Source organism: Actinophytocola sp. (assembly GCF_036555685.1).
Classification (GTDB): Bacteria; Actinomycetota; Actinomycetes; order Mycobacteriales; family Pseudonocardiaceae; genus Actinophytocola.
In genome coordinates this window covers 1-18,911 of the sequence record NZ_DATBKY010000236.1, presented here as the reverse complement: position 1 = coordinate 18,911, position 18,911 = coordinate 1, and the positions used below count along the sequence as shown (strand labels likewise).

Annotated in this window: 15 protein-coding genes; 4 read left to right on the top strand and 11 right to left on the bottom strand. The window is 72.9% G+C overall.

What is annotated here, in order from left to right; genetic code table 11:
• Positions 1-16: 16 nt before the first annotated feature.
• From VH969_RS23060 to VH969_RS23030, 7 genes are all read right to left on the bottom strand, one after another.
• Positions 17-1,960, bottom strand: coding sequence for an alginate lyase family protein (locus VH969_RS23060; RefSeq protein ID WP_331977629.1), 1,944 nt, complete (start codon positions 1,958-1,960; stop codon positions 17-19).
• A complete protein-coding gene (locus tag VH969_RS23055; protein WP_331977591.1) occupies positions 1,960-4,173 on the bottom strand; it encodes a bi-domain-containing oxidoreductase in 2,214 nt (737 codons plus the stop codon). Before VH969_RS23055 ends, VH969_RS23060 begins: the two co-directional genes overlap by 1 nt.
• 11 nt (positions 4,174-4,184) lie before the next feature.
• Positions 4,185-6,098 (bottom strand): asparagine synthase (glutamine-hydrolyzing), encoded by a 1,914-nt coding sequence (asnB, locus tag VH969_RS23050; RefSeq protein ID WP_331977589.1) that lies wholly within the window; start codon positions 6,096-6,098, stop codon positions 4,185-4,187.
• Positions 6,099-6,118: 20 nt separating this feature from the next.
• Entirely contained in the window at positions 6,119-8,200 is a 2,082-nt protein-coding gene (locus tag VH969_RS23045) for a Wzz/FepE/Etk N-terminal domain-containing protein (protein WP_331977587.1), read from the bottom strand.
• On the bottom strand, positions 8,197-9,654 hold the full coding sequence (locus VH969_RS23040; protein ID WP_331977585.1) for a GumC domain-containing protein: 1,458 nt from the start codon (positions 9,652-9,654) through the stop codon (positions 8,197-8,199). Before VH969_RS23040 ends, VH969_RS23045 begins: the two co-directional genes overlap by 4 nt.
• Positions 9,655-9,819: 165 nt before the next feature.
• A complete protein-coding gene (locus VH969_RS23035) occupies positions 9,820-11,019 on the bottom strand; it encodes a glycosyltransferase family 4 protein (protein ID WP_331977583.1) in 1,200 nt (399 codons plus the stop codon).
• On the bottom strand, positions 11,009-12,325 hold the full coding sequence (locus VH969_RS23030; RefSeq protein WP_331977581.1) for a nucleotide sugar dehydrogenase: 1,317 nt from the start codon (positions 12,323-12,325) through the stop codon (positions 11,009-11,011). Before VH969_RS23030 ends, VH969_RS23035 begins: the two co-directional genes overlap by 11 nt.
• A 274-nt stretch (positions 12,326-12,599) precedes the next feature.
• Between VH969_RS23030 and VH969_RS23025 the strand changes: the two genes are divergently transcribed.
• Positions 12,600-13,904 carry a UDP-glucose dehydrogenase family protein gene (locus tag VH969_RS23025; RefSeq protein ID WP_331977579.1) on the top strand — a complete coding sequence of 435 codons (1,305 nt, stop codon included), beginning with the start codon at positions 12,600-12,602 and terminating at the stop codon, positions 13,902-13,904.
• Positions 13,905-14,022: 118 nt separating this feature from the next.
• Here VH969_RS23025 and VH969_RS23020 read toward each other — a convergent pair whose 3' ends face one another.
• Both VH969_RS23020 and VH969_RS23015 read right to left on the bottom strand, forming a co-directional pair.
• On the bottom strand, positions 14,023-14,490 hold the full coding sequence (locus tag VH969_RS23020) for a VOC family protein (RefSeq protein ID WP_331977577.1): 468 nt from the start codon (positions 14,488-14,490) through the stop codon (positions 14,023-14,025).
• A gap of 37 nt (positions 14,491-14,527) precedes the next feature.
• The gene (locus VH969_RS23015) at positions 14,528-15,361 is read right to left on the bottom strand and encodes a hypothetical protein (protein WP_331977575.1); all 834 of its coding nucleotides are present in this window, start codon (positions 15,359-15,361) and stop codon (positions 14,528-14,530) included.
• A gap of 62 nt (positions 15,362-15,423) precedes the next feature.
• Here VH969_RS23015 and VH969_RS23010 point away from each other — a divergent pair, with 62 nt between their 5' ends.
• Both VH969_RS23010 and VH969_RS23005 read left to right on the top strand, forming a co-directional pair.
• Positions 15,424-15,633 carry a helix-turn-helix domain-containing protein gene (locus VH969_RS23010; RefSeq protein ID WP_331977573.1) on the top strand — a complete coding sequence of 70 codons (210 nt, stop codon included), beginning with the start codon at positions 15,424-15,426 and terminating at the stop codon, positions 15,631-15,633.
• A gap of 1 nt (position 15,634) precedes the next feature.
• On the top strand, positions 15,635-16,159 hold the full coding sequence (locus VH969_RS23005; RefSeq protein ID WP_331977571.1) for a Clp protease N-terminal domain-containing protein: 525 nt from the start codon (positions 15,635-15,637) through the stop codon (positions 16,157-16,159).
• Here the strand turns inward: VH969_RS23005 and VH969_RS23000 are convergent.
• Both VH969_RS23000 and yczE read right to left on the bottom strand, forming a co-directional pair.
• Positions 16,156-16,575, bottom strand: a complete 420-nt coding sequence (locus tag VH969_RS23000) for a DUF5655 domain-containing protein (protein ID WP_331977569.1) — start codon at positions 16,573-16,575, stop codon at positions 16,156-16,158. The two genes, VH969_RS23005 and VH969_RS23000, sit on opposite strands and share 4 nt — an antisense overlap.
• Positions 16,572-17,213 (bottom strand): membrane protein YczE, encoded by a 642-nt coding sequence (yczE, locus tag VH969_RS22995; RefSeq protein WP_527249169.1) that lies wholly within the window; start codon positions 17,211-17,213, stop codon positions 16,572-16,574. The genes VH969_RS23000 and yczE overlap by 4 nt, the downstream gene beginning before the upstream one ends.
• Before the next feature lie 61 nt (positions 17,214-17,274).
• Here yczE and yczR point away from each other — a divergent pair, with 61 nt between their 5' ends.
• A complete protein-coding gene (yczR, locus tag VH969_RS22990; RefSeq protein ID WP_331977565.1) occupies positions 17,275-18,732 on the top strand; it encodes a MocR-like transcription factor YczR in 1,458 nt (485 codons plus the stop codon).
• Positions 18,733-18,911: the final 179 nt, after the last annotated feature.

Genomic DNA, 18,911 nt, shown 5'->3' with positions numbered 1-18,911 from the left:
GCGATCCTCCAAGGGGTCAGCGGTCGAAGCGGAGCAAGGTGGTCAGGGATTCGCCGCCACGAACCCTGCCGCTGCCGGCGAGGGCCCAGGTGGGCTCGCGCCGGCCGAAACCCGGCGAGTACCAGCCCAGCGGGGGCTCGGTCTCGCCGCGGTGTGCGGACCAGGCGAGGTCCGCGGGGAGCGCGAGGACGGCGGTGTGCAAGCCGCCGTGCCCGGGCCAGGTCAGGTGCGCGGTGCGGCCGGCCAGCCGGACGTCGACCGCGGGGCCGAGGTGGAACAGGAGCAGCCCGTCGTGCTCGCCTTCGCCGCGTACCTCGTCGGTGACGTGCAGCTCGGCGCCGTCGAGGACGACCGTGCGGCGGTGCGTCGCCGGCCGGTAGCCGTCGTGCTCGGCCTGCCAGCGACCCTCGCCGGCGGCGAGCACGGTCGTGTTCGCGTGCCGGGTCCACAGGAAGGGCCCGCCGGACGTGGACTGGTCGGTGCCGTCCAGCTCGAGCGTGTTGTGCCCGCGGGTCGACCGGAAGTACGACCGCCACCGCGGCTGCCCGTGGTAGCAGTAGGTCCCCGGGTCGGCGAGCACGTCCACCCCGTCGTGGCGGACCTCCACCGACAGCGCGTCGGCGTGCGCGTGCGCGGCGATCGACAGGAAGCCGTGCGGCCCGCCGTCGCAGCGGCACCAGATCTCCCCGCCCGCGTCCGACCGCAGGATCGTCATGCCGGCGTCCGGCAGCACGGCGGGCCGCCTCGCCGGGCGCGGCGCGGTGACCCGGAACGCGCCGCCCGCGAGCGCGGACAGCAGCGGCGTGCGGACGTCCGTGCCGGTCACCTCCGGCCACCACGGGCGGCGCCCGAACAGCGCGTCGCCGGTGGCGAGCAGCGAGCCCCACCGGTGCGTGCCGGCCCCGTCGAGGACCAGCCCGAAGCCGTCGTCGGCGTCGCCCTGGCGCGGCGGGTGCAGCGTGGCGTCGACGATCGCGGCGAGCGCGTCGGACATCCGCAGCAGCGCGAGCGAGATCGTCTCCGGCACCGCCGCGCCCGCGGCGTGTGCCTCGAGCGCGCCCGCGAGCGCGAGCTCGAGCACGAGCCCGTGGTACTCGGTGGCGAGCTCGCGGTTGAGCCCGGAGCCGAACGTGTTGGCCCGCAGGTGCTCGTCGAGCGCGCGCATGGCCTCGGCCCGCCAGCCGGTCGACTGCGGGAACCACGGGAACGCCGCGGCGGCCGCGAGCCGGCCCGCAGCCTCGGCGATCACGTGGTTGTTGGCCGACGAGCCCTGGCTGCCGAACGCGGCGAGCCAGCGCTGGTGGTGCCAGATCTGGTGCAGCGCCTCGGGGTTGTCCTCGAAGAGCTCCGGCGCGCCGGCCCAGCCGTCGAGCAGCCGGCGCACCCACACCCACGTGATCAGCCGGATGCCGAGCTCGATGCCGCTCACCCAGTGCACGCCGGTGAGCGGCGGGTTGGCCGCCCACCAGTCACGCAGGTGGTCGGCGCAACGCTGCGCGTAGCGCTCGTCGCCGGTCAGCGCGTAGGCCGCGGCCAGCACGGTGAGGTGCTGGTGGCGCGACGGCTCCCAGATCTGCTTGATGTCGCCGACCGTGTCCTCGCTGCGGTAGGCGATGTCGAACGCGTACGCGTCCGCGGGCGCGCGCCGGCCGGTCTTCGGGTCGGCCGACCAGTCCGGCGCGACCATGTCGTCGCGCACGACGCCGAAGTACTCGGCGCGGCCGGCCAGGAGCTCCTCGGCCGACTCCACGAGCCGCTTCACCGCGTCGGCCGCCACCTCGGGCAGCGCCACGGCGGTGCCGAGACCGCTGGTGAACTCGCGGTGCCGCAAGGGGTTCGGCCGTTCCGGGTCGGCGTACACCCGGCGCCAGCGCCGCCTGCGCAGCACGTCCCCGGCGCGGCCGGCGACTTCGCGCGGCCCCATGCGGGAGAGCCGTCGCAGGTACCAGCCGGGCGACATCATGCCGGCGCGCCGTTCGGCACGGGCGCACGGGCGGGCAGCGCCAGGCGCACGGGCGCACCGGTGTTCAGGCTCGTCTGCACGGCGAGCGTGGCGAGCGTGGTCGCGACGAGCGAGTCCACCGGCACCGGCATCGGCGTGCCGTTCGCGACCGCGGCAAGGAACGCGTCCAGCTCGGCCCGCTGGCCCTTGTCCCGGCCCTTCGGCAGCCGCGAGGACAGCCAGCGCTTCTTCGCGTGCACGCTCGCCTTGACGAAGTCGTCCAGCCGCAGCACCTTGCGGTCCGCCAGCAGGTCCAGCGTCTCCTTGGGGAAGCCGGGGGCGCCGGAGGTGGCGTAGGTGATGGCGGCGGTCGAGCCGTCCGGGTAGCGCAGCAGGATCTGCAGGTCGTCCTGGCCGGGCGTGGCGGTCGCGAACACCGACACGGGGTCGGTGTCGAGCAGCCAGCTCACCGTGTCGACGAAGTGGCCGCCCTCGCCGGCGAACCGGGTGCCCTCGCTGCCGGCCTGGTTGTACCAGCTGTCCTGCTCGAGCTTGCCGGCGTTGACCAGGTAGCGCACCGACGCCGGGCCCACGCGGGTGCCGAACTCGGCCTTCGCCTGGCGCAGCAGCGGGGCGAAGCGGCGGTTGAAGCCGACCTGCAGCCGGTCGTTGCCGGACTCGGCGATCGCGTCCAGCACGACCGCGAGCTCGGCCTCGGAGAGCGCGAGCGGCTTCTCGACGAACACGGCCTTGCCGGCCCGCAGCGCGCGGGCCGCGAGGTCGGCGTGCGTGCTGTGCCGGGTCACCACGAACACCGCGTCGATGTCCTCATCGGACAGCACGGCGTCGAGGTCGGTGGACGCGTCGGCGAAGCCGAACTTGCGCCGCGCGTTGGCTCCCGACAGCGCGGACGTCGTGACGACGTGCTGCAGCCGCACGTCCGCGCGCTCGGTCAGGTGCGGCAGCAGCATCGAGGAGGCGTAGTTGCCGGCGCCGACGAAGCCGAGCCGCACCGGGCCGCTCCGCCGCCGGACGGCCGCGCGCGGGGCGGGGTCGGTGACGGTGACCGGGACGCGGACGACCGGCGGCTCCGGGTCGGCCGCTTCCGCGCCGGCGTACCGGAACAGCACGGCGACGGCTTTGAGCTCGCCCTCGTTGAGCGCCCGGTAGGTGTCCTCGGCCTCGGCGAAGTCCGCCACGTGGGAGATCAGCGGCTCGACGTCGATCTTGTCGCGCCCCGCGAGGTCGAGGAAGCACTCGAGGTTGCGGCGCTCGGTCCAGCGTACGTACCCGATCGGGTAGTCGCGGCCGTCCAGCTCGTACGACGGGTCGTAGCGGCCGGGGCCGTACGAGCGGGAGAACCGGACGTCCAGCTCCTTCTCGTAGTAGGCGTTCCACGGCAGGTTCAGCGAGCACTTGCCGATGTCGACGACCGTGCCGCGGTCACGCGCGAGCTTCGCGGCGAGCTCGACCGGGTCGTTCGAGGGCCCGCCGGCGGCCAGGTACACCTGGTCCACGCCGTGGCCACCGGTCAGCTCGCCGACCGCGGTGTCGGCCACGCCCGCGCCGGGGTGCGCGCACACCAGCGCGCCGAGCCGCTCGGCCAGCTCGCAGCGCGACGGGTCCGGGTCGACGCCGACCACCCGCACGCCGGACGCGACGAGCAGCTGCACCACCAGCTGCCCGATGAGCCCGAGCCCGATCACCAGCGCCACGTCGCCCAGCTGCGGCTCGCCGCGGCGCACGCCCTGCATGGCGATCGAACCGACCGTGGCGAACGCCGCGTGCCGCGGGTCGAGGCCGTCCGGCACGCGGGCGTAGAGGTTCTTCGGCACCCAGTTCAGCTCGGCGTGCAGCGCGTGCTCATTGCCCGCGCACGCCACGACGTCGCCGACCGCGACGTCGTCGATGCCGGCGCCGACGTCCGTCACAACGCCGCACAGCGAGTAGCCGAGCGGGGTGTAGGAGTCGAGCTTGCTGGTCACCTTGCGGTAGGTGGCCGCGAGGCCGTTGGTCGCCACGCTCTGCACGACCTTCGCGACCTGGTCGGGGCGGGCCTTCGCCTTGCCCAGCAACGACATGCTGGCCTCGGAGACCTTCATCATCTCGGTGCCCGTGGAGATCAGCGAGTACAGCGTGCGGACGACGACCCCACCGGGCTTGCACGCCGGCACGGGCACGTCGAGCAGGGTCAGCTCGCCGCTCTTGTAATTCTGTACTACTTGTTTCACGGAGTTTCCTTCTATGCGACGGAGGCGCGGTCGGCCTCGGTGGCGCCGCGGTACCAGTACTCGAGGGTCAGCACGTGCCAGAGGTGCTTGGCGCGGTCCTGCTGCCCGGCGGCGTCCTCGTCGACGAGCCGTTGCAGCGCTTCCTTGCGCAGGAAGCCGGACCGCACGAGCAGCCCGTCGTTGACGACCTCGCGCACCAGCGGGGCCAGGTCACGGCTCATCCACGCGCGCAGCGGCGCGGAGAACAGGCCCTTGGGGCGGTAGACGATCTCCTTGGGCAGGATCGACGTCGCCGCCTTCTTGAGCGCGGCCTTGCCCTGCCGGCCGGCGATCTTCTGCTTGCCGGGAATGCGGAACGCGGCCTTGACGACCTCGACGTCGACGAACGGCACGCGCACCTCGGTGGAGGCGGCCATGCTCGACCGGTCGGTGTAGGCGAGGTTCAGGCCGGGCAGGAACAGCCGGGCGTCGGCGAGGCACATCCGGTTGACGTGGTCGGCCAGCGCGTTGTCGTGGTAGGTGTCCGCGTGCTCGGCCAGCACGTCGTCGACTGTTCCGGCCAGGTCCGGGTTGACCAGGCCGAGCAGCTCGCCGCGGTCGTACATCGTGTAGCTGCGGCGGAACGCGGTCTCCTCCGGCAGCTCGGCGAAGGACAGGAACCGCTTGGCGAAGCGCACCGACCGGTAGCCGCGGCGCGCGGTGGCCACCGGCAGCCGGTCCACGACCGTCTCGACCGGACGGCGGAGCATGCCGGGCACCTGCTGGTAGCGCAGGGCGAGCAGGTTCGCGAAGTGCTTGCGGTAGCCGGCGAACAGCTCGTCGGCGCCCATCCCGGACAGCATCACCTTGACGCCGGCGTCGCGGGCGGCCGTGCAGATCAGGTAGGTGTTGATCGCGGCGGGGTCGCCGATCGGCTCGTCGAGGTGGTAGGTCATCTTCGGCAGCAGGTCGAGCACCTGCGGCGCGATCTCGATCTCGTGCAGGTCGACGCCGAACTTCCCGGCCACGATCCGGGCGTACTTGAGGTCGTCCGGCATCGCCTCGAACTTGGCGTCCTCGGCGCGGAAACCGATGGTGTACGCGGAGATCCCGGGCTGGAAGCCGGCCGCGAGCGCGGTCAGGTAGCTCGAGTCGAGGCCGCCGGAGAGGAACGTGGCGACCGGGACGTCGGAGAGCAGGTGCTTGCGGGTCGAGTCCGCGACCACCTCGGCGAGGTCGAGCGGGGGCAGGTGCTGCGCCTCGTTCGCGACCTCCTTGATGTCCCAGTAGACGCCGCGCTGCTCGCTGCCGTCCGGCCGCAGCCGCAGCCACGACCCGGGGCGCAGCTTCTCCGCCTCGCGGAACGCGCACCGCTGGTCGGGGACCCAGTAGTAGAGCAGCGACGCGACGAGCGCGCCGTCGTCGACCCGCAGCCCGCCACCCAACTCCGCGGCGAGTGCCTTGAGCTCGGAGGAGAACACCGTCGCGCCGCCGCGGCGCACGACGAACAGCGGCTTGATGCCGAGCTGGTCGCGGACCAGGGTCAGCTCGCCGGTGCGCTCGTCGAAGATGCCGAACGCGAACATGCCGCGCAGCCGGGGCAGGCAGCCGGTGCCCCACCGGCGGAACGCCTCCAGCACGACCTCGGTGTCCGACGTGCCGCGGAACCGCACGCCCGCCGACTCCAGCTCGCGCCGCAGCTCCGGCGAGTTGTACAGCTCGCCGTTGTAGGTGATGGCGAGCCCGTCGCAGACCATGGGCTGCGCCCCGGTCTCGGTCAGGTCGATGATCGACAGCCGCCTGTGTCCCAAGTGGACCTCGCCGGCGCCGGCGCGGTGCGCGTAGCGGCCGGCGCCGTCCGGCCCGCGGTGCGCGAGCGTGTCGGTCAGCCGGTCGGTCAGCGGACCGCCGTCGGTCCACAGATACGTGCCTGCGATGCCGCACATGGGTTTCCTCGGCCTCTCAGCTATTTCCTCTTGCGGTGGATGAGCTCATCCACGTCGTCCGGTCGCACCGGCGCGAACCGCTTGGTCGGCAGGTCGTGGACGGACTGCTCGGTCTTGTGGTCGCTCTTGTGCTCGGTCTGGTGGTCGCTTTGGTGGTCGCCGTCGCCGTTCATCAGGTGCGGCTGGACGGGCGCGAACCGCTTCGTGGGCAGGTCCGGGTCGTTGCGGGCGCCGTTGACGCCGTTGGCGGGCACCGGCGCGGGGTAGTGCGCCGGCTTCGGGACCGCCTTGCCCGCCGGGGCGGTCGGGCCAGAGGCCGTGACGGATTCGGGCTTCGCCGCGGGCTCGGCGTGCTCGGCCGGCCCGTCGGTCGCGGGCGCCGCATTGTCCGATGTGGACTCCTCGGCGTCCGCCTCGACGGCGGCCGCCGGGGTCGCCTTGGCCACCGGCTCGGGAACCCACTCCGGCTTGCGCGGCGGGTAGGGCTTGGGCCGCGCGACCGGCTCCGCGGGCTTCGGCTCGTTCGCCGGCTCCGGCGCGGCCTCGAGCTCGGCGGCCGGGCGGCCGCGCCCGCGCAGCGCGGTGTGCAGGCCGTCCCACAGCGTGCCGTCGGACTTGTCCCGCGGGTCCGGATCGACCAGCACGACACCGATGATCGGGATCTGCAGGTCGGCGAGCTGGCGGGCCACGGTGTGCAACCACGCGGTGTTCGCGAACCCGGTCCGCACCACGAGCAGCGTCTCGCCGCCGAGGTGGCGCAGGTCGGTCCACGCGGTGCCCGGGTTGATCGAACCGATGCCCAGGCGGAGCTCACCGGGGCCGGCCTGCACGATCCCCACCGCGCCGTCGTCCGCGCCTACGATCCGGATAGGACGATCGGCGCGGCCGGTGAGCTCGTCGAGGTTGCGGCCGGGCAGGTCGTCGGCGACCACGCGCCCGGCCGGGTCCTCCACGATGACCACGTCGTGGTCGGCGGCGAGGTTGGTCGCGACGTCCAGCGTGAGCGCGGCCGCGACGCGCGGGGCACCGAGCTCCAGCACGGACACCGGCGTGGTGCCGCCGCGCACGAGGCGCGCCAGCGTGCCGGCGACGCGTTTGCGCTCGCGCTGCGTCCGGGATCCCCGCCACAGGCGGGACAGCCCGCGCCGCGGGGTCAGGCACTGCCCGACCACCGAGGCGCCCAGGTGCGCGGAGATGTCGGCGCGCAGCACCGGCTTGTCCCGCACGACACCGCCGACCAGGGCGAGCGTGATGCCCGCGGCGAACCCGACGGCCAGGCCGATGCCGGCGGTGATCGCTGTGTTCATCAGCCTCGACTCGCGCACCGCGCGCGGCGGATCGACGATCTGGGTGCCGGCCTTGACCTGGGGCGCGCCGATACTCGCCGTCTCCGCGCGGTTCGTCAGGTCCGAGATCTTCGAGGTGAGCTCTGCCCGGCGGGCGTACAGCGACTCGGTGTCGGCGGCGCTGACACCGCCCGAGCCGTCGGGGACGCCGTCGCCGTCGTTGTCCTGGTTGGCCTGGTCGAGCTTGCGCTGCGCCGCGGTGATCGCGGAGTTGACCTTGGCCAGCTCGGCCTGGGTGCGGGTGCGCTCGTCGAGCAGGGCCTGCGCGTTGGCGTTCGCGGTCTTCTGGGTGCGGGACACGTGATCGGCGATGAACGCGTCGGCGAGCGCCTGCGCGTGGCGCACCGCGGCCGCCGTGGAGGCGGCCTCGACCTGAATCTCCATCACGTTGTTCGTCAGGCCGTTGCCCTTGTAGGTCTTGAGGAACTCCTCCGGGTCCTCGTGCGACTTGAGCCGCTTCAGCGCGTCGCCCGCGATCCGGGTGGTCTGGAGGACCGCGACGTCGGTCCGCATGAGCGTGCCGGTCTCCGACGGAAGGTCGTTCTCGTGCACGACCAGGACCGTGACGACCGCGGTCGGCGCCGGCGGCATCAGCACCGACACCAGCCCGCCGGCGATCATGCCGAGCAGGCTCAGCGTGAGCCACATCCGGCGCTTGCGGCGCACGGCGAGCACGATGCGCGTCAGGTCGAGCAGGGACTCGCCCTGCGCGACGGGCGCCGTGCGGCGAGGCGCGCCAGGCCGTTGGCGGCTCACCGCGCACCTGCGAGGGCGTCATCGGAAACGGAGGCCGGCGGTGCGGCGGGTCCGGCCGGGGCCGCGGCCGGGCGGGACCGGTGGACGATCATCGCGCCGAGCACCGGGTACCCGGCGTCGACGCAGGCCTGGGTGAGCCCGTCGAGCTGCCAGTCGGTACGGGTGCCCGCCGTCGTCACGAGCACCACGCCCGCCTCGTCCGCCGGCTCGGGCACGGTCGGCAGCTCGGCGGAGACCTCCACCAGCCGCAGGATCGTTCGGTTGCCGGCCGGCGTCGTCTCGGCGCGCTCCCGGACGACGGGGCGGCTCGGGCCCGCGTCGAGCTGCTCGACGACGTTCGCGAAGCCGGGGATGTCGGTGATCACCTCGGTCGGCTCGCCGGCCGAGCCGGTCTCGGCCGCGAGCCGCGCGACGCCGGAGAGTGCCTCGGGGTCGTCGTCGGCGACGACGGCCAGGATGTGCAGGGGCGTGCCGGCCGTCTCGTGGAGCCGGTGCACCAGCCGCCGGTACCGCACGGCCTGGTCGCGCTCGTCACCGGCGTCGGGTAGCTGCTCGACGAACCACGGCCGGTCGAGCCCGAGCAGCTGGCGGCCGAGCGCCACCAGGTGCGGCCGGTCGGCCTCGCCGGGGTTGCGCGCGTGCTCGTGCGGCACGGTCACGGTGCCGAGGATGTTCGCGCCGAGCGCGGACGCGATGTCGGAGTCGGCGTACACGCGCCTGCGCCGGCTCGCGGAGATCAGGTGGGCGAAGACGCCGACGAGGATCCCGACGAGGGCGCCGCCGATCACGAGCTGGGTCAAGGTCGGTGCGGCCTTCGCGGTCGGCAGCTCCGCCGAGCCCATCACGACGAGGTTCGACCGGATCGAGGAGCTCTCCGACTCGGCGAGCGTGGTCATCGCCTCCGTGAGCGAGCTGCGCACCTCCTGGAGCTGGGTGCGCACCTGCACGCTCTCCACGTTGTCGCCGTTCGCCCGCCTGCTCAGCTGGGAGATCATGTCGTTCGTCTGCTCGATCTGGTCGCGCAGCGCGTCTTGCTGGTCCTTCGCGAGGCTCGTGGACGCATCCGTCTGCTGGGCGGCGAGCTCGGTCGAGAACGCCACGTACTCGCGCGCCATGCGGTCGGCCAGCTTCTTGGCCTTCTCCGGGCTGTCGGCCCGCGCGGTGATCGCGATGACGTTGCCGTCGAGGACGCTCGCGGCGACCGAGTCCGCCAGTTCGGTCCCCGTGACCCCCCAGCGCAGTGCCTTCGCCGTCCGGTCCAGCACGGTGGAGCTGGTGGCGACGGTCGTCTCGGTGGTCAGCTCGTCGGCTTGGTGGGAGCCCTGCAGCAGGACGTCGGCGGAGGTCTGGTAGCCGGGTGACAGGACCGACGACGCGCCGGCGCCGACGATCGCGCCCGCGATCGCGAACACGATGAGTAACTGCCAGCGGCGTCGGAAGACCTGTCCAACCATGGACAGCCGAACGGTGTCGTCGTTCACTACCAGGGACCCCCTTTCGAGGAACGTCGGCCGCTGTCGGGAGCTGACAGGGGGCCGGTCCTCACGAACCCCGTCGCCAGGCCACTGGCGGGGGTTACATCTGGTCGGTGACTCTTAGTCAAATCGGGACGTAGGCCTTTACGCTCGGTCGTCGACCGCTGAGGCGTATGCCGCCAGCAGTGCCTCGCTCGACCTGGCCCACGACAGCTCGCCCGCCACCCGCTCGCGGCCGAGTTCGCCCATCCGGACCCGCTCGTCCGGATCGTCGAGCAGCTGGGCGGTGAGCTTCGCGAACTCCGACACGTCGTTGGCCCGCGCGTACACGGCCGCCGCGCCGGCGGACACCCGCGCCTCACGCAGCTCGAACGACACGATCGGCTTGCCCATGGCCATGTACTCCATGACCTTGTTCATCGTGGACACGTCGTTGAGGGGGTTCTTGGGGTCCGGCGACAGGCACACGTCCGCAGTGGACAGATAGCGCACGAGGTCCGCGTCCGGGATGCGGCCGGTGAACTCCACCTGGTCGGCCAGGCCGAGCGTGTCCGCGAGCCGGACCATGTCGTCGAACGTGTCGCCGGCGCCGACGAACACCGCGTGCCAGTCGGTGCGGCCCTGTTCGTCACGCAGCGCGGCGAGCGAGCGCAGCGCGTAGTCCACGCCGTCCTGCGGGCCCATCACGCCGAGGTAGCAGAGCAGGTGCGGCCTGCCCTTCTTGAGCGCCGGCTCCGGCGGCACCTGCTGGAAGCGCTCGACCGCGGGTGCGCTGCGGACCACGAACACCTTGCCCGGGGCCATCTTCCCGCGGGTGAGCGCGACCTCGCGGTAGCTCTCGTTGGTCGCGATCACGACGTCCGCCGCGCGGTAGGTGGCCCGCTCGGCCCGCAGCACCGCGCGGTAGAGGAAGTCCTCGCCGCGGTCGAAGCGGGACAGGTACAGCTCCGGCACGAGGTCGTGCTGGTCGAAGACGAACCTGGTGCCCTGCCGCTTGAGCATGCGGGCGACGACGAACAGCAGGTCGGGCGGGTTGCACGCGTGCACCACGTCGACCTTGCCCGCGGTCTTGACGATGCGGCGGGCGAGCCGCAGCTGGTGCCAGACCGCCGAGCCGTACTCCTTGAGGTAGCCCGACGGGCCGCCGGACGCCTCGCGCCACGGGTAGCGGTGGATGCGCACCCCGTCCAGCTCGACGTACGGCTCGGTGTCCCGCTTCGTCCCCTGTGGACAGATGACGTGGACCTCCCAGCCCGCGTCCCGCAGCGTGGTGCACTCCTGCCACACCCTGCGGTCGAACGGGACCGATAGGTTCTCGACGAGAATCAGTGCTCTACCAGGCAAGTCCCAGATACCCCGACTCGGCCCGGCGCTGTCCGGCGCCGGGGATGCGGACCAGGTCGACGATCGTCTTCTCGCCGCCGTGCGGGAGCGCGGCGAGGACGGCGGGGTCCTTGCAGCCGACCAGGAGCACGTCGGCGTGGTCGAGGACCTCTTCGATGGACGGGCTCAGCAGCTGGCCGAGGTGCGGCAGCTTGCCCTCGATGAACTCGCGGTTCGCCCCGAGCAGCCGCGACAGGCTCACGTTGGCGTCGTGGATGCGCAGGTCGTAGCCCTTGCCCAGGAGCCGTTCGGCGAGCTCGACGAGCGGGCTCTCGCGCAGGTCGTCGGTGCCCGGCTTGAACGACAGGCCGAACAGGCCGACCTTGCGCTTGCCGGTGCGGGCGACGAGCTCGAACGCCCGGCGCAGGTGCTCCTCGTTGGAGGGCAGCAGGTGCGAGAGCAGCGGCACCGACACGTCCGCGCGGTGCGCGGCGTACACGAGCCCGCGCACGTCCTTGGGCAGGCACGAGCCGCCGAACGCGAAGCCGGGCCGCAGGTAGGCGGGGCTGACGTTGAGCTTGGTGTCGGCGAGGAAGACGTCCATCACCTTGTGCGAGTCCAGGCCGAGCGCCGCGCAGATCGCGCCGATCTCGTTCGCGAAGCCGACCTTCAGCGCGTGGAAGGAGTTGTCCGCGTACTTGGTGATCTCCGCGACCGGGATCGGCACCCGGAACACCTCGCCGGGCAGGCCCTCGTACAGCGCGGCCACCACGTCGCCGCTCGCGCCGTCCAGCTCGCCGATCACGGTCTTCGGCGGCTCGAAGAAGTCGCGGACGCTGGTGCCCTCGCGCAGGAACTCCGGGTTCACCGCGACGCCGAAGTCGACGCCCGCCGTCTTCCCGGACGCCTTCTCCAGGATCGGCACGAGCAGCTCCAGGCAGGTGCCCGGCAGCATCGTGCTGCGGAAGACGATCGTGTGCCGGTGCGTGACCTCGGTGAGCGCACCGCCGATCTCCTCGGCGACCCGCTCCAGGTACGCGGTGGACAGGCTGCCGTTCGGCGCGGATGGCGTGCCGACGCAGACCAGGGACACCTCGGTCGCGGCGACCGCCTCGGCCACGTCGGTGGTGGCGCGCAGCGCACCGCTCTCGACGACCTCGGCGGTCAGCTCCCCGATGCGCTCCTCGACGACCGGAGCGTGCCCGCTCGTGATGAGGTCGATCTTCGTCGGGTTGACGTCGACGCCGACGACCTCGTTCCCCCGCGCGGCAAGGCAGGCCGCCGAAACGCAGCCGACATACCCCAGGCCAAAGACGCTGATCTTCATGCGCTCACCCGTTTCCGGGCAGCACAAAACAGGCGTGACGTCACCACGCTGCATCCTCCGTCGGATTTGGACCCGGTCCCCGAACCGGGCACGTCGTGCGGTGACATCGACGCCGCACCTGACTTGTTCAGTAGGTCGGCGCACGCGCGCGTCCCGTTACCGGGTTCACCCCACGGAGCGTCACCGGTACCCGGTCGCCAGGCCCGCGACACGGAGATCTCACCTGGCCCCTGTAGCTTCGTCGGGGACAAGTCGGCCACGAAGGGGAGTGACCGTGTTCGTACGACGGATCGCGGTGATCGGTACCGGCTACGTGGGGCTCACCACGGGCGCGTGCCTTGCCTCGCTCGGCCACCACGTGGTCTGCGCCGACGTGGACGCGGAGAAGGTGAAGCGGCTGTCCGCGGGCGAGGTCGACATCCTCGAGCCCGGGCTCGCGGAGCTGGTGGCGGCGGGCCTGGCGGCCGGCCGCCTCTCGTTCGTGCTGGGTGCGCCCGCGGCCGTCGACGGCTGCGAGGTCGTGTTCCTGTGCGTGCCGACCCCGATGGGCGTCGGCGGCGTGGCCGACCTCTCCGTGGTCGAGTCGGTCCTCGAGGAGGTCGCCGACCTGCTGCCGGCCAACTCCGTCGTGGTCAACAAGTCGACCGTGCCGGTGGGCACCGCGCAGCGGACCGCCGAGCTGCTCGGCCGCGACGACGTGGCCGTCGTGTCCAACCCGGAGTTCCTCCGCGAGGGCTCCGCGGTGAACGACTTCCTGCACCCGGACCGCATCGTGGTCGGCTGCGACCAGCAGGACGCCGCCGAGCGGGTCGCCGCGCTCTACGCCCGGCTGGGCGCCCCGACCGTGCTGACCGACGCGGCTAGCGCGGAGCTCGTGAAGTACGCGGCGAACTGCTTCCTCGCGATGAAGCTGTCCTATGTGAACGCGATCGCCGAGCTGTGCGACCGGCTCGGCGCGGACATCTCCGACGTCACCGAGGGCATGGGCTACGACAAGCGCATCGGCCAGGCCTTCCTGCAGCCGGGGCCGGGCTGGGGCGGGTCCTGCCTGCCGAAGGACACCTCGGCGATGCTGCAGCTCGCGGACGCGGCGGACTTCGAGTTCCGGCTGATCCGCGCCACGATCGACACGAACAACCGGCAGCGCCAGCGCATGGTGGAGAAGGTGCGCATGGCGGTGACCGGCAAGCGCGGCGGCTCCCTGTCGAAGGTGCGGCTCGGCGTGCTCGGCCTGACGTTCAAGGCCGGCACCGACGACCTGCGCGACTCACCGGCCCTCGCGGTCGCCGCGCTGCTGCGCCAGGCCGGGGCGAAGCTCATCGGCTACGACCCGGCGCTGCGTTCCGGCGACACCAGCCCGGACCTGGACGGCATCACGCTCGCCGACGACCCGTACGTCGCCGCCGAGGGCGTGGAGGCCCTGGTCGTGCTGACCGAATGGCCGGAGTTCCGCGCACTGGACTGGGCGAAGCTCGCCGGCGTCGTGGCCCGCCCGGTCGTGGTCGACACCCGCAACCTGCTCGACCCGGACGTGGTCCGCCGCGCGGGCTTCCAGTGGGAGGGCCTCGGCCGCCACTAGCTCGCGCCGCCCGGCCGGTCCACCTTCCTGACGGTCGACCGCACCCGAGGGGAACGGGACGCGACCCAGCCTCCGGTACGTGCGAAATGACGGCACCTACCGATGGTGACCCGCAGGGTCAGTTCCGGGGAGACGGCGCGGCGCAGAACTCGTTGCCCTCCGGGTCCCGCATCACCCACCAGTGACCCGCCGGACCCTGGTCCACCTCGCGGACGCGGGTGGCGCCCAGGCTCTCCAGCCGCTCGACCAGCGTGTCGAGCCCGCCCGCATCGCCGTGCACGTCGACGTGCAGCCGGTTCTTGACGGTCTTGGGTTCCGGCACGTCCTGGAACAGGATCCACCTGCCCCGGCCGACTCCGGTGGCCTCGTCGTACGGGTCGTCGGGGTGGCGGATCGCCGCGAGGCCGCGGAAGTGGCGCCTGCCGCGGTGCTCGGCGACCATGTCCTCGCCGATCCGGCCGGCCGCCAGCAGGCCGGCGATGAGCTCGCTCTGATCCTCCACCTCGTACTCCAGCGCGGCGGCCCAGAACTCCGCGAGCGCGGCCGCGTCGCGCGTGTCGACGACCAGCTTCCAGTGCAATGCCATGCGCGCCGTTATACCGGGCCGCACCGACATTTCCGGCTCAGCGGAACGCCACGACCGCCAGCGCCTGGTCGTCGTGGCGCTTCGGGCGGGGCCAGCGGGCACCGTCCGGGTCGGACTCCTCGGCCGCGCGCACCGCGTCGAGGACCGCGTCCGCGCCCATGTCCGCGGCAATGGCGAACACGGCGTCCCAGTCCGGGAAGATCCCGTAGTCGTCGACCCCGCAGGCCACCCCGTCGCTCGCGAGCAGGATCCTGCGCACGGTCCCGCGGGGCCAGCTCGCCCGCCGGGCCTCGTACGCGGCGTCCGGGTCGGCCTCCGCCACCCAGAAGCCGTCGTCGGTGTTGCGGAACCTGCCGACCTCCGTCGCGGACGACCGCAGCGCGGTCACGTGCTCCTCGCCGTACCCGGCGCCTTCGCGCAGCCGCCGGCGGTAGCCCGGGCCGGAGCGGCGCAGGTTCGCGATGCGGTCGTCCTCGAGCACCCGCACGCCGACGGCTGTGTCCGCCACGACCGGGCTGTCGGCCAGCACCAGGCCCTCGACGACCTCGTCGGTCCAGCGCAGCAGCGCGACCGTGCTCGACGGCGACTCGCCCGGCGTGAGGTCGTGTTCGCGGGCGACCGCGCGGATCGCCGCGGCCAGCAGGTCGGCGAGGTCCATGTCCGGGTAGCCGGTGAGCCGGCCGGCGAGCTGGCCCGCGAGCACGCCCGCGTACCAGCCGCCGCTGCGCAGGCCGGGGAGCAGCGAGGTCGCGCCGTCGAGCAGCACCACGGCGTTCGGCAGTACCGACACCACGTCCTCGCTCGGCCGCGGCTTGCCGTCCACGCCGACGCCGGGCCGCTCGGCGACCTCGACCTCGACGTCCACAGTCATGATCCACACTGTAACTGTCAACCCAGGTTGACAGCACGGATCTGTCAACGTAGGTTGACAACATGAGTGACGCGACGGAGCTGGCGAGCGCCGCGAGCGACCGGGACCCGCGGGTTGGCCTGCGGGCGGTGGCCGCGCTGCGCACGCTGCTGGAACGGCTCGAGGCGGTGCAGGTACGCAACGCCCGGACGAGCGGCTGGTCGTGGCAGGAGATCGCCGCCGAGCTGGGGGTCAGCCGGCAGGCGGTGCACAAGAAGCACGGGAGGTCCTGACATGTTCGAACGGTTCACCAAGCCGGCCCGCCAGATCGTGACCGACGCGGTCGGCGAGGCCGAGCGGGAGCGTGCGCCGAAGGTCACCGGCGAGCACGTCATGCTGGCCTTGCTGGGCAAGCAGACCCGCTCGGCCGAGGTCCTGAGCGCGGCCGGGGTGACCCGCGAGGTGCTGCTCGACGCGTTCGGCACGACGCGGCGCCGCGGTGGGGTCACCGGTGCGGAGGCCGACGCGCTGCGGCTGCTGGGCATCGACGTCGACGCGATCGTCGAACGGGTCGAGCGCACGCACGGGGTGAACGCGCTGGCCGACCAGCGGCGGGACCGGGCGGGCCACACCCCGTTCGCCGACGAGACCAAGGCGCTGCTCGCACGGACGCTGCGCCAGGCGGTGGACCGCCGCGACCGCCGGATCAGCGACGAGCACGTGCTGCTGGCGCTGGCGGCCGGCGGCGGGAGCACCGGCGAGGTGCTCGCGAGGCACGGCCTGACCTACCCCGAGGTGCGGGCGCGGCTCGCGAGCTAGAGCGGGGTCGAGAGGTAGGCGTCGGTTAGCCAGCCGCGGACCTGCTCGTCGACGTCGTCCGGGGCGCGGAGCTTCGTCTCGTGGTAGACGCGGTTGCCGGAGACCGTGACGCGGCGGGAGATCCGGGGGTCGGCCAACGACCGCGACAGGATGAACGAGAGCTTCATCCAGCGCGTCATCGGCCGCAGTTCGGCGAAGGTCCGCGACCGCTTGAAGAACACCCCGACCGACACCGGCTCGAGGTGCAGCGGGCCGAGGGTGGTGAGGTGGCCGTGGACGGCGTCGAAGATCGGGCGCTCGAACGGCGGGCCGTCGGCGGCGAAGTAGTCCTCGAGCGTCATCGCGGGCGCGCACTCGTGCGACTGGTTGCGCCGGCCGAACCGGCGGTCGCAGTTCGGGCACGTCCACGCGGTCACCGCTCGATTGTGCCGCGCTGATCTCCCCGCCACCGCACGAGGGGAAGGAGGGCCTGCGTGAGCGGGCCGATGGCCAGGGCGTACACGACGGTGCCGACGCCGACCGTGCCGCCGAGCAGCCAGCCGGTGGCGAGCACGGTCAGCTCGATCCCGGTGCGGATCACCCGGAGCGAGACCCCGGTACGCGCGTTGAGGCCGGTCATCAGCCCGTCCCGCGGGCCGGGGCCCAGCCGCACGCCGATGTAGGCGGCCGTGGCAAGCGCGTTGAGCGCGACACCGCCGACCATGAGCAGGATCCGTACGGGCATGGCGTGGGCCGGGCCGAGGAGCGCGAGCGTCGCGTCGACGGCGAGCGCGATCAGCACGATGTTGGCCACCGTGCCGACGCCCGGGCGCTGCCGCAGCGGGATCCAGCACAGCAGCACCATCGCGCCGGTGATCGCGGTGATCGTGCCGAACGTCAGCCCGGACCGCCGCGAGAGCGCCTCGTGCAGCACGTCCCACGGGTCCAGGCCGAGCCCGCCGCGGATCATCAGGCCCATGCTGACGCCGTAGAGCGCGAGGCCGCCGGCGAGCTGCGGCAGCCGGCGCAGCGGCCGGGTCGAGACGGGGACGGGTCTCAGGTTTATCGATGCCACGTGGCCATCTTCAGGACCGGATACCTTCTCCATCAATGACCAATCTGAAAGTATTGGTCACATGACGGCCAGTGTCCCACCAAGTGGACGGGTGAACGCCCGGAGATTGGCTCAGTTGCTGGGCGAGTGGCGCCGCCGTGGCTCCCGGCACGGTGCCACGGACCTCGCCGCCGGCATCCGGCTCCTTGTTCTCGACGGCCGGCTGCCGGCCGGGACCGGCCTGCCACCCGAGCGCGAGGTGGCCGCCGCGCTCGACGTGAGCCGGACGATGGTCGCCTCCGCATGGGACCGGCTGCGTGCCGACGGGCTCGTGGCGAGCCGGCGCGGGGCGGGCTCGTGGACGGCGCTGCCGCGGGGTGCGGGCGGTGGGGGCGTGCTCGACGACAGCGACCCGCCGCCTCGGGTCATCGACCTCGCCCGCGCCGTGCCGCAGGCGATCCCCGGCGTGGCCGCGGCTGCCGAGGCCGTGCTGCCCCGGCTCGGCGCGGAGCTCGCCGGCCACGGTTACCACGAGCGCGGCCTGCCGGAGCTGCGCGAGCGGATCGCCGCGCGCTACACCGAGCGCGGATTGCCGACCTCGCCCGGCGAGGTGCTCGTGACCAACGGCGCCCATCAGGGCTTCGCGCTCGCCGTGCGGCTGCTGACCGGGCCCGGCGACCGCGTGCTGATCGAGCAGCCGACCTACCCGAACGCCATCGAGGCGGTCCGGGCCGCGCACGCGATCCCCGTGCCGGTGGCGATGACCGAGCACGGCTGGGACCTCGACGGCCTGGAGGCGACGCTGCGCCAGGCCGCACCACGGCTCGCCTACCTGATCACCGACTTCCAGAACCCCACCGGCTTCCGGCTCGACGAGGCCGGCCGGGAGCGGCTCGGCGCGGCGCTGCGCCGGGCGCGCACGCCGGTCGTCGTCGACGAGACCCAGATCGAGCTGGACTACACGGACGGGCCGGCGCCGCCCCCGCTCGGTGCGTTCGCGGGCGACCTGGTGCTCGCCACCGGCTCGGCCGGCAAGTCGCACTGGGGCGGCCTGCGGATCGGCTGGGTGCGCGCGCCGGCGGAGGTGGTCAACCGGCTGCTCGCCGCCCGGCGCGGGCTGGACCTCGGCTCGCCGGTGCTGGACCAGCTGGTGCTCGCCGAGCTGCTGGCTGGCTCGCGGAACGCCCTCGGCGAGCGCCGGGCGATGCTCGCCGCCCGGCGCGACGCGCTCGCGACCGCGGTGCGGACGCAGTGCCCGGACTGGTCGTTCCGGTCACCACCCGGCGGGCTGTCGCTGTGGTGCCGGCTGCCGGCGCCGGTGAGCACGCGAATCGCGGCGGTGGCGCAGAACTTCGGCGTGCGGGTGGTTCCCGGGTCGTTCTTCGCCCCGCACGGCGGACTGGAGCACTGGCTGCGGCTGCCGTTCGCCGAGCCGGAGGAGACGCTGGTGGAGGCGGTGCGGCGGCTCTCGCTCGCGGCGACCTCGGTCGCGGAGAGTCGTACGCCGGATACCGAGAATGGGCCGATTCCCGTCACGTGACTAGCGCCGCGGACGGTATACACGGTAGAACAGTGCGCTGGATGGCGTAGTCGAATGCGGCCATCCAGCGCACCGCTCGCCTCTGGTGGCTCGGCAGGTCCTGCCGGCGCAGCCCCTCGTTGTGCCGGCCGATCGAGTGCCAGAGGGGGAGCCCCGGCGCCGCGGGGGCATCGCGGCGC

Bases quoted from the DNA above. Each gene is read 5' to 3' on its own strand.
- VH969_RS23060 (WP_331977629.1), bottom strand. From the start codon at position 1,960: ATGTCGCCCGGCTGGTACCTGCGACGGCTCTCCCGCATGGGGCCGCGC.
- asnB (WP_331977589.1), bottom strand. From the start codon at position 6,098: ATGTGCGGCATCGCAGGCACGTATCTGTGGACCGACGGCGGTCCGCTG.
- VH969_RS23040 (WP_331977585.1), bottom strand. From the start codon at position 9,654: ATGGTTGGACAGGTCTTCCGACGCCGCTGGCAGTTACTCATCGTGTTC.
- VH969_RS23030 (WP_331977581.1), bottom strand. From the start codon at position 12,325: ATGAAGATCAGCGTCTTTGGCCTGGGGTATGTCGGCTGCGTTTCGGCG.
- VH969_RS23020 (WP_331977577.1), bottom strand. From the start codon at position 14,490: ATGGCATTGCACTGGAAGCTGGTCGTCGACACGCGCGACGCGGCCGCG.
- VH969_RS23015 (WP_331977575.1), bottom strand. From the start codon at position 15,361: ATGACTGTGGACGTCGAGGTCGAGGTCGCCGAGCGGCCCGGCGTCGGC.
- VH969_RS23010 (WP_331977573.1), top strand. From the start codon at position 15,424: ATGAGTGACGCGACGGAGCTGGCGAGCGCCGCGAGCGACCGGGACCCG.
- VH969_RS23005 (WP_331977571.1), top strand. From the start codon at position 15,635: ATGTTCGAACGGTTCACCAAGCCGGCCCGCCAGATCGTGACCGACGCG.
- yczR (WP_331977565.1), top strand. From the start codon at position 17,275: ATGACGGCCAGTGTCCCACCAAGTGGACGGGTGAACGCCCGGAGATTG.